16 protein-coding genes and 1 tRNA gene are annotated in these 15,556 nt (G+C 70.5%); 10 read left to right on the forward strand and 7 right to left on the reverse strand.

The window, feature by feature from the left end; all coding sequences use genetic code 11:
* Positions 1 to 99 precede the first annotated feature (99 nt).
* On the forward strand, positions 100 to 2,544 hold the full coding sequence (locus tag A6048_RS01770) for a glycoside hydrolase family 65 protein (RefSeq protein ID WP_107747964.1): 2,445 nt from the start codon (positions 100 to 102) through the stop codon (positions 2,542 to 2,544).
* Positions 2,545 to 2,613: 69 nt separating this feature from the next.
* Here A6048_RS01770 and A6048_RS01775 read toward each other — a convergent pair whose 3' ends face one another.
* Together A6048_RS01775 and A6048_RS01780 are read right to left on the reverse strand one after the other, a co-directional pair.
* A complete protein-coding gene (locus tag A6048_RS01775; RefSeq protein ID WP_107747965.1) occupies positions 2,614 to 3,153 on the reverse strand; it encodes a PGPGW domain-containing protein in 540 nt (179 codons plus the stop codon).
* Positions 3,154 to 3,198: 45 nt separating this feature from the next.
* Complete coding sequence (locus A6048_RS01780; protein WP_107747966.1) at positions 3,199 to 3,828, reverse strand: hypothetical protein; 630 nt, start codon at positions 3,826 to 3,828, stop codon at positions 3,199 to 3,201.
* A 246-nt stretch (positions 3,829 to 4,074) separates the two neighbouring features.
* On the opposite strand from A6048_RS01780, the gene A6048_RS01785 reads away from it, so the two are divergent.
* From A6048_RS01785 to A6048_RS01795, 3 genes are all read left to right on the forward strand, one after another.
* Positions 4,075 to 5,595: an alkaline phosphatase PhoX gene (locus tag A6048_RS01785; protein ID WP_107747967.1), complete on the forward strand. Its 1,521-nt coding sequence runs from the start codon at positions 4,075 to 4,077 to the stop codon at positions 5,593 to 5,595.
* 117 nt (positions 5,596 to 5,712) lie between these two features.
* Positions 5,713 to 7,014 carry a cytochrome P450 gene (locus tag A6048_RS01790; RefSeq protein ID WP_107748096.1) on the forward strand — a complete coding sequence of 434 codons (1,302 nt, stop codon included), beginning with the start codon at positions 5,713 to 5,715 and terminating at the stop codon, positions 7,012 to 7,014.
* A gap of 64 nt (positions 7,015 to 7,078) precedes the next feature.
* A complete protein-coding gene (locus A6048_RS01795) occupies positions 7,079 to 7,690 on the forward strand; it encodes a putative glycolipid-binding domain-containing protein (protein WP_235027616.1) in 612 nt (203 codons plus the stop codon).
* Here A6048_RS01795 and A6048_RS01800 read toward each other — a convergent pair.
* Positions 7,674 to 8,621 carry a prephenate dehydrogenase gene (locus A6048_RS01800; protein WP_162845708.1) on the reverse strand — a complete coding sequence of 316 codons (948 nt, stop codon included), beginning with the start codon at positions 8,619 to 8,621 and terminating at the stop codon, positions 7,674 to 7,676. The two genes, A6048_RS01795 and A6048_RS01800, sit on opposite strands and share 17 nt — an antisense overlap.
* Positions 8,622 to 8,657: 36 nt before the next feature.
* On the opposite strand from A6048_RS01800, the gene A6048_RS01805 reads away from it, so the two are divergent.
* The 4 genes from A6048_RS01805 (at position 8,658) to A6048_RS01820 (ending at position 10,187) form a co-directional block, all read left to right on the forward strand.
* The gene (locus tag A6048_RS01805) at positions 8,658 to 9,182 is read left to right on the forward strand and encodes a tRNA adenosine deaminase-associated protein (RefSeq protein ID WP_211310056.1); all 525 of its coding nucleotides are present in this window, start codon (positions 8,658 to 8,660) and stop codon (positions 9,180 to 9,182) included.
* Between the two features lie 82 nt (positions 9,183 to 9,264).
* Entirely contained in the window at positions 9,265 to 9,729 is a 465-nt protein-coding gene (locus A6048_RS01810) for a nucleoside deaminase (protein WP_107748098.1), read from the forward strand.
* Between the two features lie 101 nt (positions 9,730 to 9,830).
* Positions 9,831 to 10,037, forward strand: a complete 207-nt coding sequence (locus A6048_RS01815) for a CsbD family protein (RefSeq protein ID WP_017838254.1) — start codon at positions 9,831 to 9,833, stop codon at positions 10,035 to 10,037.
* Between the two features lie 59 nt (positions 10,038 to 10,096).
* A tRNA-Ser gene (locus tag A6048_RS01820) sits at positions 10,097 to 10,187 on the forward strand.
* Between the two features lie 40 nt (positions 10,188 to 10,227).
* Here A6048_RS01820 and A6048_RS01825 read toward each other — a convergent pair.
* A complete protein-coding gene (locus A6048_RS01825; protein WP_107747970.1) occupies positions 10,228 to 10,872 on the reverse strand; it encodes a TetR/AcrR family transcriptional regulator in 645 nt (214 codons plus the stop codon).
* 173 nt (positions 10,873 to 11,045) lie between these two features.
* Between A6048_RS01825 and tgt the strand changes: the two genes are divergently transcribed.
* Entirely contained in the window at positions 11,046 to 12,332 is a 1,287-nt protein-coding gene (gene tgt, locus A6048_RS01830; protein WP_200837370.1) for a tRNA guanosine(34) transglycosylase Tgt, read from the forward strand.
* Positions 12,333 to 12,418: 86 nt separating this feature from the next.
* Entirely contained in the window at positions 12,419 to 13,075 is a 657-nt protein-coding gene (locus A6048_RS01835; protein ID WP_146166359.1) for a hypothetical protein, read from the forward strand.
* On the opposite strand, the gene A6048_RS01840 is transcribed toward A6048_RS01835, so the two are convergent.
* The 3 genes from A6048_RS01840 to gluQRS form a co-directional block, all read right to left on the reverse strand.
* The gene (locus A6048_RS01840; protein ID WP_107747972.1) at positions 13,060 to 13,428 is read right to left on the reverse strand and encodes a CHY zinc finger protein; all 369 of its coding nucleotides are present in this window, start codon (positions 13,426 to 13,428) and stop codon (positions 13,060 to 13,062) included. The genes A6048_RS01835 and A6048_RS01840 overlap by 16 nt on opposite strands.
* The gene (locus tag A6048_RS01845) at positions 13,425 to 14,315 is read right to left on the reverse strand and encodes a queuosine precursor transporter (protein WP_412523678.1); all 891 of its coding nucleotides are present in this window, start codon (positions 14,313 to 14,315) and stop codon (positions 13,425 to 13,427) included. Before A6048_RS01845 ends, A6048_RS01840 begins: the two co-directional genes overlap by 4 nt.
* A gap of 263 nt (positions 14,316 to 14,578) precedes the next feature.
* The gene (gluQRS, locus tag A6048_RS01855; protein WP_107747973.1) at positions 14,579 to 15,502 is read right to left on the reverse strand and encodes a tRNA glutamyl-Q(34) synthetase GluQRS; all 924 of its coding nucleotides are present in this window, start codon (positions 15,500 to 15,502) and stop codon (positions 14,579 to 14,581) included.
* Between the last annotated feature and the right edge of the window lie 54 nt (positions 15,503 to 15,556).

Raw genomic sequence — 15,556 nt, forward strand, 5'->3', positions numbered from 1 at the left:
AATACGGCCGTGGCCGAAGAATCTCGGTCAGATGACGATCACGGAAACAAGGACGCGTGATGACAGTCGGAACCGCAGGTCAGTGGATAGGGTCGGCACGTGACCACACCGCAGACCGGACCCGGCGACACCACCACGACGGTGCAGTCCGACGCCTTCACGCTGTCCTACACCGGGTTCGATCCGGGCGAGGAGGGACTGCGGGAGACCCTCACCTCCACGGGAAACGGTTACCTCTGCACGCGCGGCGCTGCCGAATGGGAGGACGCGGACGGGGTCCACTACCCCGGGACGTATGTCCACGGTCTGTACAACCGCGCGACCACGATGCTCGGCGGGGTCCCGGTGCACAACGAGGACCTGGTCAACCTCCCCAACTGGCTACCGCTCAAGCTCCGCATCGGCGGCGCGGAGGTGCTCCGGCTCGCGGACGTGGAGGTCCTGGACTACCACCACGAGCTCGACTTGAGGTCGGCCATGCTCACCAGGCGGCTGCGATTCCGGGACAAGGAGGGCCGCGAGACCGATCTGGTCAGCCGCCGGTTCGTCTCCATGGCCTCCTTGCACCACGCCTACCTCGAGTGGACGATCACTCCGCTCAACTGGTCGGGAGAGGCCGAGGTGGTCACCGCGCTCGACGCGCGGGTCACCAACGACGGTGTGCCACGCTACCGCCAGCTCGAGAGCGACCACCTGCGACCGGGGAGCACGGTGTTCCCCGAGTCGAAGGTCATCGCCGTCAAGTCCAAGACGCGGCAGTCCGAGGTCGTCGTCAGCCTGGCCGCGCGCACCCTCGTCCGCTCGGCCGGGGAGGAGATCGACGTCCCGCGCGCGGACTTCCGGACCCCGGACTACATCCAACAGACGCTGAGCCTGGACCTCGAGCGCGGGGTCCCGGTCACCGTCGAGAAGTCGGTGTCACTGTTCACCTCGCGCGACCCCGCCACCGGGGACACGACCTTGCGGGCCTATCGGTCGGTGGCCCGCTCCCGGCCCTTCGAGGCCGCCTACGCGCACCATTGTGAGTCGTGGGACCGCCTGTGGCAGGCGTGTGACATGCAGGTGTTCGGCGACGACGAGGCCCAGCACCTGCTGCGGGTCCACATCTGCCACATCCTGCAGACGTGCTCCCACCACACCGCGGACCTGGACGCCGGGGTGCCCGCCCGCGGGATCAACGGGGAGGCCTACCGCGGGCACATCTTCTGGGACGAACTGTTCGTGTTCCCCTTCCTCACCTTCCGCACCCCGGATGTCACCCGGGGCCTGCTGATGTACCGCTACCGCCGGGTGTCGGAGGCGCGGGCGGCGGCCGACGCCGCCGGCTATGAGGGCTTCATGTTCCCGTGGCAGAGCGGGTCGTTGGGCACCGAGGAGACCCAGGAGGTCCACCTCAACCCGCTGTCCGGGAGGTGGGACGAGGACCTCTCCCACAACCAGCGCCACGTGAGCGCGGCCATCTTCTACAACGTCTGGCAATACGTCACCCTCACCGAGGACACCATGTTCCTCGAGTACCGGGGGGCGGAGATGATGCTCGGCATCGCCCGCTTCTGGTCGTCGATCGCCCACTACTCGCCGGAGCGGGACCGCTACGAGATCCACGGCGTGATGGGGCCGGACGAATACCACGAGAAATACCCCGGGTCGTCCGAGGGGGGCTTGCGGAACAACGCCTACACCAACGTCTTCGTCGCCTGGATCTGCGATATCGCGGCCAGCCTCCTCGATCTCCTGCCCGCTCCCCGCGCCGACGCGGTGCGCGCCCGGCTCGAGTTACGCGAGGAGGAGATCGCCCGGTGGAAGGACATGAGCCGCAAGATGTTCGTCCCGTTCCACGACGGGGTGATCAGCCAGTTCGAGGGATACGAAGACCTCGAGGAGCTCGACTGGGACGCCTACCGCGCCGAGTACGGCAACATCCAGCGGCTGGACCGGATCCTCAAGGCAGAGGGTGACACTCCGGACCGGTACAAGCTCGCCAAGCAGGCCGACGCGGTGATGCTGTTCTTCCTCTTCAGCGACTCCGAACTCAAGCGCATCGTCACCAGGCTCGGCTACGACTTCCCGGCCGACGCCGCCCAGCGGACCATCGAGTACTACGACCAGCGGACCTCCCACGGGTCGACCCTGTCCTACATCACACATGCCGGCGTCCTGGCCCGGTTCGATCCGGACGCCTCCTGGGAGCGGTTCAAGGTGGCGTTGGCCAGCGACGTCAACGACATCCAGGGTGGCACCACCCGCGAGGGGATCCACATGGGGGTCATGTCCGGGACGGTCGATCTGGTGCAGCGGTTCTACGCCGGGATGCGGGTCAGTGGCGGGATGCTGCGACTCGACCCCAACCTGCCCGGCGGGATCGACGGGGTCTCGTTCAACATGACCTACCTGCGATCACCGCTCACGGTGACGGTGATGAGGGACCGGGTCACGGTGCAGCACCGCGACGGGGTGATCGACGCGACCCCCGTGAAGGTTCGGGTGGGTGAGGAGGAGCGGATGGTCGCTGTGGGTGGCGCGGAGACCTTCACCCTGGCGTGACGTTCAGCCGGGGTGGCGTTCAGCTGGGGCAGCGCTCAGCTCGAGGTGACACTCAACCCGAGGGGACACTCAGCCCGAGGTGACACCGTGCCTCAACCGGCGCCGCTCCTCCTTCTCGCGGTGGCGGGCCTCGTGGCGCTCCCTCTCACGCTCGGTCTCCACCTCGTGGTCGTACGGGTTCCCCCGGAAGCGCCGGATCGAGTAGACGATTAGGGCCAGGCCGATCAGCCCGGAGGCGATCAGGCTCCCGCCGGTGCCCCAGCCGCCGATGAACCACCAGTCGGGATCGAATGGCCACCACCCTGGCGCCGGGGGATGTTCGCCCCAGTAGATCCCGAGTCCGACGAGCCACGCCACCCCGAGGACCGACCCGGTGATCCTCGGCCAGGTCTGCACCCCGCGGGACGCGCCCTCGAGGGCCACACGCTTGACGGGGTCGACCCGCTTCTCGAACCACTCGTACTGCTGGGAGAGCACCACCATGCCCGCGAAGAGTGTGAGCAGCCCGGGGCCGGGGAGGAACAGCGCGGCGATGCCCAGAACGACGAGTGTCCATCCGAGCGTCTCGAGCGCCAGGCGCTTGGCCGCGACGTAACCGAGTCTTCTCACCAGACCATGGTGGCAGAGATCGGGCGGGCGGGTTCCACGGCGAGATCAGGCCGGGACCGGCGAGCCGAACGCCCGTGCGGCTCGGACGCCCGCCTCGAGGTCGACCTCCGGCCACCCGTCGGGGGAGTGGAGGACAGCCGCCAGATCCCGGGCGGACAGCTGCGCACCGGCGGCGAGGAGCGCGTCGACCGCTCCGGCGGCGGGGGCGTCGAGCAGGGTGTCGTCGGCCAACTCGTCGATGATGTCCCGCACGGCCGCCGTGGTCACCGGGTAGATCTCCGGGTCGAAACCGTCGTCGGTCGGCTGGTCCAACCGCCACCACCCGGCCCCGTCCCAGCCGTACAGGAAGCCCAGGTAGAGGCCCTTGGACCGGGCGTGCTCGACGCCGCGACGCCACCACCCCGGAGCATCCCCGACGAGATCGGTCCCGGCCTCACCGGCGCGCCCGCTGCCCTCGGTGAGCGAGAACTCGTGGTGCCAACCGGCCAGGAGTGCGCGTCCCTCGCCGGGCCGGACCAGCGCCATCCACATGCCCTCCTCCCCGCTCCAGTGCAGGGCGGAGGTGGACGGTGGGCTGTGCTCCAGGCCCACTGCCTGCCGCACCGCGGCGTCCACGGCGAGGAGGGAGACGATGTCGTCGGGCGTCGAGTCCAGGTCCACCGGGAGCAGGGCCATGCGGGTCACACTAGGCCAAGTCGAGGGCTTGGTCGATTGTTCTTCGGTGAACAGTCGGCGAGCCGGGGATGGACGGCCGGACCCGGGTAGCGGGTACTCGGCCGCCCGCACCGGGTCTCCGCCGTGCGTTCACTGGCGCGACACCTCAACGGCGCGTTGCCGTTTCCGCCGGGTCCTAGCGTCGGAGCCCGCGCGTCGGAGCCCGCGCGTCGGAACGGCCGGCTGCGGGAAGAGGATAGCCGAACCATGGAAGAAATCAAGATCGATCGTCGTAAGTTCCTCGTTGGCGCGGCTGCCGCCGGCGCGGGAATGTACGTCGCGGGCAACCTCACCGGCACCTTCACGGGCTCCGGTGCCATCGCGAGCGCCACGGGTGTCGGTACCGAGGGCTACGGGGACCTGGTGCTGGACCCGAACGGCCTGCTCGATCTGCCCGAGGGTTTCACCTACTCGGTGGTCACCCACGCCGGTGAGACCACCATGGAGGGCGGCGCGAAGTCCCCGTCCGACCCCGACGGCGCCGGGTACTTCGAGGCCTCCGGGTTCCTCGGTTCGCTCGGAGTGGGCGCAGGGGGCGGGTTCCTCATCCTGAACCACGAGATCAGTAACAATGAGCCCCATGTCGTGCCGGTGACCGAGGGCGTCACCTTCGACGACCAGGCGGGCGGGGGCTGCACGGTGATCGCCGTCGACTCCAAGGGCGTACGCAAGTCGCAGTACGTGGGCGTGGCCGGCACGGTGAACAACTGCGCGGGCGGCGTCACACCGTGGGGAACGTGGCTCACCTGCGAGGAGACCGAGGTCCGGGCCGGCGGCAGGTCGCTCGCGGGAAAGACCGCGTCGGTGGACCACGGCTGGGTCTTCGAGGTCTCGCCGGACACGGCGCTCAACCAGGCCCAGGCCGCGGTGCCCCTCAAGTTCCTCGGGCGTTTCGCCCACGAGGCCGTCGCGGTGCACCCCACCACCGGCGTCATCTACCTCACCGAGGACGCGGGCAATCCCAATGGCCACGTGTACCGCTGGACCCCGCCGGCGGGCTTCCGCCCCGGCACCGGTGCGCTCGCCGAGCTCGCCCGCTCGGAGGGCGGCGACACGGCCGGGACCTTCGAGATGATGCGGTGCGTCTCCGGGGGTGCGCACGTCCCGGACCTGTCAGTGGCCACCACCGTCGGAACGACCTACCAGATCGAGTGGGTCGAGGTTCCGGGGCGTGACCGCCTCGCCGAGACCACCTCGATCCGTAGGCAGTCCTACGGCGAGCGCGGAACCCGCTCGCGCAAACTCGAGGGCGCGTGGTGGAAGGAGGGCGCGTACATCGTGGCGTCGTTCGCCAGGATGGGGGACGGTTCGGCGGCCGAGCACGACGGCCAGGTCTGGCGCATCGCACCGGACGGCGCGTCCATCACGCTGTATTCGATCTTCGGGAAGAACCCGGACACGTCCGTCGAGCTCGCTGACGGCGGGAGCTTCGACGGCCCGGACAACATCACGGTCTCGCCCCACGGCGGCGTAGTGATCTCCGAGGACGGATCCGGGATCCAGCACGTCGTGGGCGTCAACGACCGAGGTCAGGCATACCCCATCGCCCGCAACCGCGTGAGCAACTCGGAGTTCGCCGGCCCGGTGTTCAACGAGGACGGGTCGGTGATGTTCGTCTCGATCCAGGGCGACGGCATCACCTTCGCGGTCACCGGCCCCTGGGCGCGCCTCGCCGGGAGCGCCGGCGCCGGCACCGGCTCCCTCGGCAGTGCGGGCCTGGGACGCTGACGCTTGTCGCCCGCCGGCCGCGCCGACACCTCCCGCAGCTGGGGAGGTGTCGGCGCGGGGTGGCGCCTCTTCGCCCGACCGGCTGCGGCGGCACCAGTCGACTCCTACGGTGTGACCATGGATAACGGTGTTCCCTCCGGCCCACGTCTGCCCGGTCTGGTGCAGGCTCTGCTCACATTGTCGGCACCCGCGGTCGTCTTCCCGGCCGCGGCCAGGCGTTACGGGGTGCCGTTCACTCTCGAACTCATGCCCAAGGGGCGGACGGTGGTCGCGGTCGCCGACCCCGCGGACATCAAGGACGTGTTCGCCGGCTCGCCGTCGGTATTCCACGCAGGCAAGGGCAACGAGCTGCTCCGACCGCTGCTCGGGGACGACTCCCTGCTCCTCCAGGACGGGGATGCGCACGCCCGGGCCCGCCGCCTCCTGGCGCCCGCGTTCGGTCGGCGCGAGATCGCCGGGTACCGCACGTTGGTCGAGGAGGTCACCGCGGAGCAGCTGAGTCGCTGGCCGCGTTCCGGCCGGGTCCGCGCCCACGTCCTGCTCAACGAGCTCACGCTCGAGGTGATCCTGCGTGTGGTGTTCGGTGTGACCGACTCCGAGCGGCTCGACCGGATGCGTCCCGTGGTGGCCCGGACGGTCGACGCCGGCCCCGTGATGATGATCGGCCTGGCCATTCCCGCACTGCGCCGTCTCTGGCCCTGGACCAAGGAGATCCGCGACCTCGCGAGCATCCACGTCTTCCTGGACGAGCAGATCGACTCGGCGCGCCGGGATCCCGCGCTCGCCGACCGCCGCGACCTGCTGGCGCTGCTGGTCCGCGCCTCCGCGGACGATGCGCAGGGCTTGACGGACGAGGAACTGCGGGACCAGCTGATGACCCTGCTGGCGGCCGGCCACGAGACCACCGCCACGGCGATGGCCTGGTCGATGCTCGAGTTGGCCCGGCACCCACACATCCAGGACCGGTGCGCGGCGGAGATCGCCCGGGGCGAGCAGACGGACTATCTCGACGCCGTGCTCAAGGAGTCACTCAGGCTGCACCCCGTGGTCCCGCTGGTGATGCGGGAGCTGCAGGAGCCCGCCACCGTGGGCGGCCGCACCTACCCGCGGGGCACCACCATCTCGCCGTCGATCATCCTGGCCCACCGGGCGCCCGCCGCCTACCCGGCGCCGAAGGACTTCGACCCGGAGCGCTTCCTCGGTGACGTCCCGACGCCCACCACGTGGTTGCCCTTCGGCGGCGGCGCCCGTCGGTGCATCGGCGCCTCCTTCGCGATGATGGAGGGCGAGGTGATCCTGCGGCAGGTGCTGGAACGCTATCGGCTCGACCGCGTGGGCAGCGGACGCGAGTGGCCAAGGGCGCGGAACGTGACGCTGTACCCCTGGCGGCGCGCGCGGCTGGACCTGCGTCCGAGGTGACCCAGCCTTACCGCAGTCGGCCATTGATGTGCGTTTCGGTGGAGATTTTCCTACCGTAGGGGGCGTGAACGCTTCTCAGTCGCCCTCGCCGCAGGCCGAAGCGCCGCGCGCCTCGGCTCCCCGCATGTACACGTGGATCTCCGAGACCGGCAGGGTGATCGAGCAGGTGAGAATCGTCCGCAAGGGCGAGTCCTCCCGTGCCCGCGGCCGTATCGTCTCCGCCGCACATCCCGACCACCAGGCATTCACGCTGGAATACCAGGTGGAGATCGGCTCGGACCTGGCGCCTCACCGGGTGCAGCTCACCGTCTCCACCGAGGAGTACGAGCGCACCATCGACCTGGTCCGCGACGCCGAGGGGTCCTGGCTGCTCGACGACCCCTCCGACATCCGCTCCCGCGTGGGCGGCGGTGGCGTAATCGACGTGGACGTGACGTACAGCGTGTTCTTCGCCAGCGTCATCAGCCGACGGCTCGGCCTGCACTCGCAGCCGGGTTCGGTCGAGCAGCGGGTGCTCTCGGTGGACTCCCTGACGCTCGACGTCAGCGAGGACTCGGTCACCTTCTCCAGCGACGACGAGATGGTCCACGGGATCACGGCCACCGCGGCCACGAGCGCGACGGTCGACTCCGACGGGTTCATCGTCGACGTCACCGGGCTCAGCCGGAGGGTCTGACCTCCAGCCCCGCTGCCCCCGCCCTGCGGAGTTCCCCGAGCCACCCCGGCGCCCCCGGGGTCACCGACACGGGTGCGCCGCCGCGCTCCGCCCGCGCCTCCTCGTAGGCGCGTCGCGCGCGGTGCCCCTCGTCGACGAGCGCCCCGAGCGTCCCCTCACCGGCCAGCGAGTCCCGGGCGGCCGTCAGATCTGCCAGGCATTCGTCGAGGACGGTGAGCAGTGCGTCCCGGTTGGGCTCGCAGATCGCCCGCACGAGGTCGGGCGCGGTGCCCGCCACGCGGGTGCCATCGCGGAACGACCCGGCGGCCAGGGCCAGGGCGAGATCGCCGCCCCGGCCCCCCGCGGACGCCAGTGCCTCGGCCACCACGTGCCCCAGGTGGGAGATCCTCGCCACGGCAGAGTCGTGGTCGGCGGAGGTGGCCGAGACGACCCGGGCGCCGCAGTCCACCGCCATCCCGGCCACACGGGACCAGGTGGCGGGATCCGCGTCGTCGTCCGCGGCCACGAGCCACGTCGCACCACGGAAGAGTTCCGGGTCGGTGGCCGCCCAGCCGGAGTCCGCGGTACCGGCCATGGGGTGGCCGCCCACGAAGCGCGCGCCCAGCCCCCGCTCCCGCACCGCGGACAGGACCGGCCCCTTGACGCTCACCACGTCGGTCAGGGCCGCCCCGGGTGCGTGCTCGGCCACCGCGTCGAGGATCGCGCCGAGGGCGGGGAGGGGGACGCCGACGACGACGAGGGCGTCCGCCCGCGCGGCCCGGCGGAGCGTGTCGGACAGATCCGTGGAGACGTGGAAACCGTCAGCCGACGCCGCCTCCGCGCCGGTGGCCGAGCGGTTCCATCCGAACGCCCGATCCGGACCCAGCGCCCGCAGCAGCGAACCGCCGATCAGACCCGCCCCCAGCACGCACACGTCCGTCACCGCCGTCACCTGACAAGGTTCTCACAGCCGACTACGGTTGGGCCCATGGCCAGCACCTCCGACCGAAGCACCCGCGACAGCGACAGCAACGACGACACTGTCACCGGTTCCGCGTTCGGGGTGTTGCAGGCGGGCGGCTCATGGCAGATCACCCGCCTGGACGACGCCGCGTTGACCAGTCTCGACGACGCAGCCCGTCAGGTCCGTTCGCTGCGCACCGAGGGGGCCTCGTTCGGACTGATCGACGTCGACCACGAGTTCTTCGTGATCCTGCGTCCCGGTCCGTCCGGGATGCGACTCATGCTCTCCGACGCGACCGCCTCTCTGGACTACGACCTGGCGGCGGACGTGCTCGACGAACTCAACGTGGACCTGCCGGACGATGATCTCGAGGACGCCGACCCGTGGGGCGAGGGGGACATGGCGATCCTCGAGGACGTGGGGCTGCCGCCCGGGGTGCTGGAGATCATCGTGTCGGAGACCGACCTCTACGCCGACGAGCAGCTGCAGTCGGTGGCCGAGCGGATGGGCTTCGGCGAGGAGCTCGAGCGGCACCTGCCCGACTCGTGAGGCGGCCATGTCCGTGCCGCCTGGGTCGACCGTGCCGCTTGGGTCGACACGGCAGACAGGCCCGCCGGTGGTATCCGTGTCCCTGACGTCTCACCGATCCGCGGACGAGCAGCTGGTCCGGCGGGCCCTGGTGGTGGCCGGCGACACGCCTGAGCAGGACGTGCCGGTCGGGGCGATCGTGGTGGGCCCGGACGGTCGGGAGCTGGCCGCCGCCACCAATCGCCGCGAGGCCGACGGGGATCCCTTCGCCCACGCCGAGGTGCTGGCGCTGCGCGAGGCGGCCCGGGTACTGGGCGACGGCTGGCGCCTGGAGGACTGCACCCTCGTCGTGACCCTCGAGCCGTGCACGATGTGCGCGGGCGCCGCGGTCGCGGCGCGGGTGGGCCGCGTGGTCTTCGGCGCGTGGGAGCCCCGCACCGGGGCCTGCGGTTCGCTCTGGGACGTGGTCCGCGACCGTCGACTGGTCCACCGCCCGGAGGTCCGGGGCGGGGTGCTGGAGGCCGAGTGCGCAGCGCTGCTGGAGCAGTTCTTCCGCGCCCGGCGGTGACGGGAACGTGACCGCGGTCCGGTGGAGGCCTGCCGCTCATCTCCGTACGGTGGGTGAGGAGAGGCGCCGGGCACCGGCGCCGCGATCGAGAGGAGCACCACATGGGTGTGGGAGATAAGTTCTCGAACAAGGCCGAGGAGCTCGGCGGCCGCGCCAAGGAGTCCGCCGGCGCCGCGACCGGCGACCGCGACCTCCAGGCCGAGGGCCAGGCGGACCAGGGCAAGGCCGGCATCAAGCAGGGCGCCGAGAAGCTCAAGGACAAGGCCAACGAGGCCGCGAGCAAGCTCACCGGCAACGACAAGGCTTGATACGCCCCGTCGAGCAGGCGATTTCCGCCTGCGGCCGCATGTGAAGTAGCCTGATCGGCGGTGGCGTGTCCGAGCGGCCGAAGGTGCAGCACTCGAAATGCTGTGTTGGGTAACCCCCAACCGTGGGTTCAAATCCCACCGCCACCGCCACGGGAGAGTCCCGGAACTCATCGGAGTTCCGGGACTCTCCTCATTTCTCGGAGTGCGTAGAACTGCTCCGGTGGACCGGGTCGTCGCCCGGGAAGACTTCCGAGACGAAGTCCGGCAGGGCGGCGACTGCATGCAGAGTCGTGATCGCGGACTCGATCACGGTCTCCTGCGGCAGCCCGGACTCCTCGCCCAGCAACGCCAGCTCCTCGACACCGGCCAACCATGCGCGCGTGAGGACCAGCGCCATCGGGCCGGGCCGGGTCACCCCGATGCTGTGGAGGATGCGCAGGCTGATGGTGCGGTGCATGCCGTCGACGACCTGCTCCAGCATCGGGTCCACGGACCTGCCCGACCGCAGCACCGCCACGTAGTTGTCGCGGCGCCGCTGGATGTAGCGCACCAGGGCCGTGATGATCGCGCGGGTCCCGTCCTCCGCGCTCGTCCCCTCGGGCACCTGGGTGAGCGACAGGACGTGCTCGGCGGCCGCGTGGACCACCGCCGTGAGATAGGTCAGCTTGGTGGGGAAGTAGTGGAAGAGCAGGCTGCGGGAGACACCGGCCCGCTCGGCGACGTCATCCATCGAGAGGGCGTGAAAAGGGACCGTCTCGAGGAGCCGGACCCCCAGGACCACGAGTTGGTCTCGGCGTTCGTGCCGGGAGAGCCGTCGGCCGCTCGTACCGGTCATCGCTCACCTCGTCGTCGTCGTTTCCTGCCGCCGTCGTTTCCTGCCGCCGTCGTTTCCTGCCACTGCGTTTCCTGCCGCGGCGTTTCCCGCCGCCGTCGCGGGCTGCCGTCGTCGATTCCCCCCATCGTAGGGCCACGGCCGGCCGCCCGGACCGTCGTGCCACGATGGGACCCATGTCGGATCACACACCCCCCACCCCGCGCGCGACCACCTTCGACGTGGGTTCCCGGATGGTCCTCGACGGCACCGCGGGGGGCCGGACCGGCGTCATCCACACCCCGCACGGAGACATCGCGACCCCGGCGTTCATCCCGGTCGGCACCAAAGCGACGGTCAAGACCCTGACGCCCGAGCAGGTCCGCTCGACCGGTGCACAGGCCGTCCTGGCCAACGCGTACCACCTGTACCTCCAGCCGGGCCACGACGTGGTCGACGCCGCCGGAGGCCTCGGTGAGTTCATGCGCTGGTCCGGGCCCACCTACACGGACTCCGGGGGCTTCCAGGTGATGAGCCTCGGGGTGGGGTTCAAGAAGGTGATCGAGATGTCGGCGGGCGCCGCCACGGCACCGGACGACTCCGCCACCAACAAGGGCCAGGGCCGGCTCGCCAAGGTCGACGAGGACGGTGTCACCTTCACCTCGCACCTCGACGGTTCGCCACACCGCTTCTCCCCGGAGGTGTCGATGCGGATCCAGCACGGCCTGGGCGCCGACATCATGTTCGCCTTCGACGAGCTCACCACCCTGATGAACACGCGGAAGTACCAGGAGAGTTCGGTGGAGCGGACCCGACGCTGGGCGCAGCGGTGCCTCGACGAGCACCAGCTGCTCTCCGAGCAGCGCACCCACCGGCCCGGGCAGTCGCTGTGGGGCGTGGTTCAGGGCGCGCAGTTCGAGGACCTGCGGCGACAGGCCGTGCGAGGGCTCGTGGAGATGAGCGACCGGGCTGAAGGCCAGGGGCGGCGCGGGTTCGGCGGTTACGGGATCGGCGGGGCGCTGGAGAAGGAGAACCTGGGCACGATCGTCGGCTGGTGCACCGAGGAGCTGCCCGAGGATCGGCCGCGCCACCTGCTGGGGATCAGTGAGCCCGACGACATCTTCACCGCCGTCGAGAACGGGGCCGACACCTTCGACTGCGTGGCCCCCACCCGTCTGGCCCGCCACGGCGGCATCTACACGCTGGACGGGCGGGTCAACGTCACCCGCGCCCAGTTCCGGCACGACCACACCCCGCTGGATCCCGAAGGCCCGTCCGAGGTCTCGCGCGATTACAGCCGGGCGTACCTCCACCACCTGTTCAAGGCCAAGGAGTTCCTCGGCTCGACCCTGCTGACGCTGCACAACCTGGCGTTCGTGGTACGTCTGGTCGACGAGGTACGCGCCGCGATGGAGGCCGGGCCGGATGAGTACGCGGCCTACAAGGCCGAGTTCCTGGGGCGGTACTACTCGGCAAAGGTCTGAGTCTGAGCTGGACTGCGCGCGGTGAGAAGTGCGCCCCGGAACCCGACGCGGCTGCCACAGCGGGGATGTCCTGGCAGGGTGGGGGCGTGACGAACGACCGACGCGACCTGCCTGCGGAGCTCGAGGCCGAGATGGCGAGGCGGACCCCGTACGGGCTGCATCCCGAAGCGAAGACCGGGGCGCTCACAGAGCTCAGTGAAGCCGCCGCCGACGCCGCACGGAACCTCCTGGACAAAGCCGCCAGCCGGCTCGCCAGGGGGCAGGACGACCGGGCCGACCGCCTGATCGCCCGCGTCGTGGCGATGCCGTACGACGAGCACTGGGGATGCTGGCACGGGACCGCGATGGCCGGGCAGCTCCTGTTCGACGCGCTGTCCACGATCGCCGAGGAATGGGCGGAGGCCCAGGAATCCCCGGAGGACTACGAGTCGGTCTACTGGCTCCACGAGGACATGAACTGGGCCGTCGACGTCATGGACCCGGACAACCTCGCCGTCCTGCGAGAGACCCTGGAGACCATCGTCGCCGACGCCACCCTCCTCGGCATCAGCCCTCGCGAGTCCCGCGGGCTCGCTGCGGCCGCGGAGAGGATGCCCGCCCCGTCGATGCCGAAATCCGGGTGGACGGTCCCGCCCGACGCCTCCGAGATGCGTCGTGAGGAGATGATTCGCATCTACCTCGATGTCCTCGTCGATGTGATGAGGGTGATCGACACGAGCGGCGGCCCTCAGGACTCAAAGTAGAGCCGGTAGTGCAGCGAGCACCCCGGATTAAATGCGGTTCCGCAGGCCGGGCAGGCGCCGGTGGCCTGGTACTCGCTGATCTTCAGCGTGGTCCGGCACGCGCCACAGAGCAGGGCATCGGTGTCGAACTCGTCCCGCGGCCACACCGACAGCGCATGGTCGGTGGCGTCGGCGTGGCAGCGGAAACAGGGATAGAACTCGCCGCAACAGTGGAAGCGGATCGCGATGACGTCCAACGGGCCGTGGTAGTGGATGCACCTGGTCTGGTCGTCGACCGTCGCGCCGAGAACCGTCACCGCGGCGGGTCGAGCGGCGTCGCGCCCGTCGTCTGCGTCCCGGTCAGCGGAGGTCATACCGCCGATTGTGACAGGGAACCCGACAGTGCGGTCTGATAGCTGGGCTCGCGCTTCTTGATCCACGCGATCACCACGTACGTCACCGGCAGCAGGACCGCCTCGATGAGGGTCTTCCAGACGAACCCGATCACCACGTAGTTCCAGTAGTCGCCCGACCCGAGGACCATGCCCAGGGCGGGGGCGGCGATGGTGCAGAAGACGATGGTGTCCGCGAGCTGGCCCACCACGGTCGAGCCGAGCAGCCTGGCCCACAGGGTCTTCTCCCCGGTACGGCGCTTCATCCACACCAGGACGTAGCTGTTGAGCAGCTCGCCCACCACGTAGCCGGCCAGACCGGCAAGGAAGAACTGCGGGATCACGCCGGCCACAGCCTCGAACGCGTCCTGGTTCTCGTAGAACGGGGCCGGGGGCAGATGGACGGTAAACGTGAAGCTCAGCGCGGCCAACGCCAGGACGGCGAATCCGGAGAGGACGACTCGGCGCATCGCCTTGAAGCCGTACACCTCGCTGATCACGTCGCCCAGCACGTACGCCAGTGGGAAGAGCAGGAAGGCTCCGTCGGTGACGAGCCCGTCGAGTGAGAGGAACCCGAGCTCGAAGCTCAGGTCGGGGAAGAGCAGGACGCCCTTGGTGCCGGTGACGTTGCTGATGAGCATGACGCCCACGAACAGGGCGATCAGGTAGCCGTAGTACGGGCTGGCGATGGTGGCGAAGACTGCGCGGTCGGTCCCGGTGCGGTCGCCGGGGGAGGCGTGGCCGGTGGGGGTCGGGTCGGAGGTGGTCGGGTCGGAGGAGTCCCGGGTGCTGCGCGCCGGCTCGGGAGTGGTCCCGTCCGGCCGCCCAGGCCCGCGGGGGTCAGGGTTCTGCTGCGATGAAGTGGTCACGGGCGTCGATTATCCGCGCCCGTCCGGCAGCCCGCGAATCCCGCGTATCCCGAGTCACCCCGGTTGGCGGACAGCCCCACCTAGTTGGCGGACTCCTCGCCGATTCTCGGGCCGGATCTCGCGCGAGAAGTCCGCCAGGCGCGGGTCGATGTCCGCCAACCGGGATGGGGGATGGGGGACGGCCGGGGGATGGGGGGATGAGGGGATGGCGGGGCGTAGGGCGAGGGTCGGAGTGCGACGGGCAGGTGTGCCAGAGCCCAGGGTCAGGCGACGACCCAGGGGCCGGATCGGAGCGTGTCGGCGGTGACGACCCCGCGCAGGGCGTCGATCGAGTCCGCGCCGGGCGGTCCACCGAGCGAGGCGACGATCCGGGCGACGGCGGCCCTCGTCGTCGTCCCCTCCCGTGCCAGATCGGCCAATGTCACCGCGCCGTCCCGCTTGGCCAGGCGCTCGCCGGCCGCGTTGACCGCGAGCGGAACGTGGACGTATTCCGGCCGGGCCAGGCCGAGGAGCCCGGCCAGGTAGGCCTGGCGGGGGGTGGAGGGGAGGAGATCCTCGCCGCGGACGACCTGGTCCACGCCCTGGTCGGAGTCGTCGACGACGACGGCGAGGTTGTACGCCCACACGCCGTCGCCGCGACGCAGCACCACATCGTCCACAACACCTGTATAGGGACCGTGGACGAGATCGTCGACGGTGAACTCAGGGATGGCGGCGCGCAACCGCAGGGCCGGCACGCGACCGGGACCGAGCGCCTCGCGGCGCAGTGCCCGCTCGGCGTCGGGGAGGTCGCGGCAAGTACCGGGGTAGGCGCCGGGCGGGGAGTGAGGGGCGCGCGGGGCCTCGGCGATCTCGCGGCGGGAGCAGTAGCACTCGTAGACCAGGCCGCGGCGGGCCAGGCGGTCGGCGGCGGCGGCGTAGGCGTCCGAGCGCTCGGACTCCCACATGATCTCGCCGTCCCAGTCGATCCCGATCGCCGCCAGGTCGGCGAGTTGGCGCTCGGCCACGCCGGGGCGGGCGCGGGCGGTGTCGAGGTCGTCGACGCGCATCCGGAACGCGCGGTCCGAGTCGCGGGCCAGCACCCACGCCACCACCGCGGTGCGCAGATTACCGAGGTGCAGGTCGCCCGACGGGCTGGGCGCGTACCGGCCGGCGCCGCGGAGAGGGATGCTGGCGGGGGATTCCACGCCCTCAGGGTAGGCCGCGCGCCTGGCGAGGGCAGACGTGGCGGGAAGTGCCGG

The sequence above is a fragment of the Dietzia psychralcaliphila genome (genome assembly GCF_003096095.1).
Lineage (GTDB): Bacteria > Actinomycetota > Actinomycetes > Mycobacteriales > Mycobacteriaceae > Dietzia > Dietzia psychralcaliphila.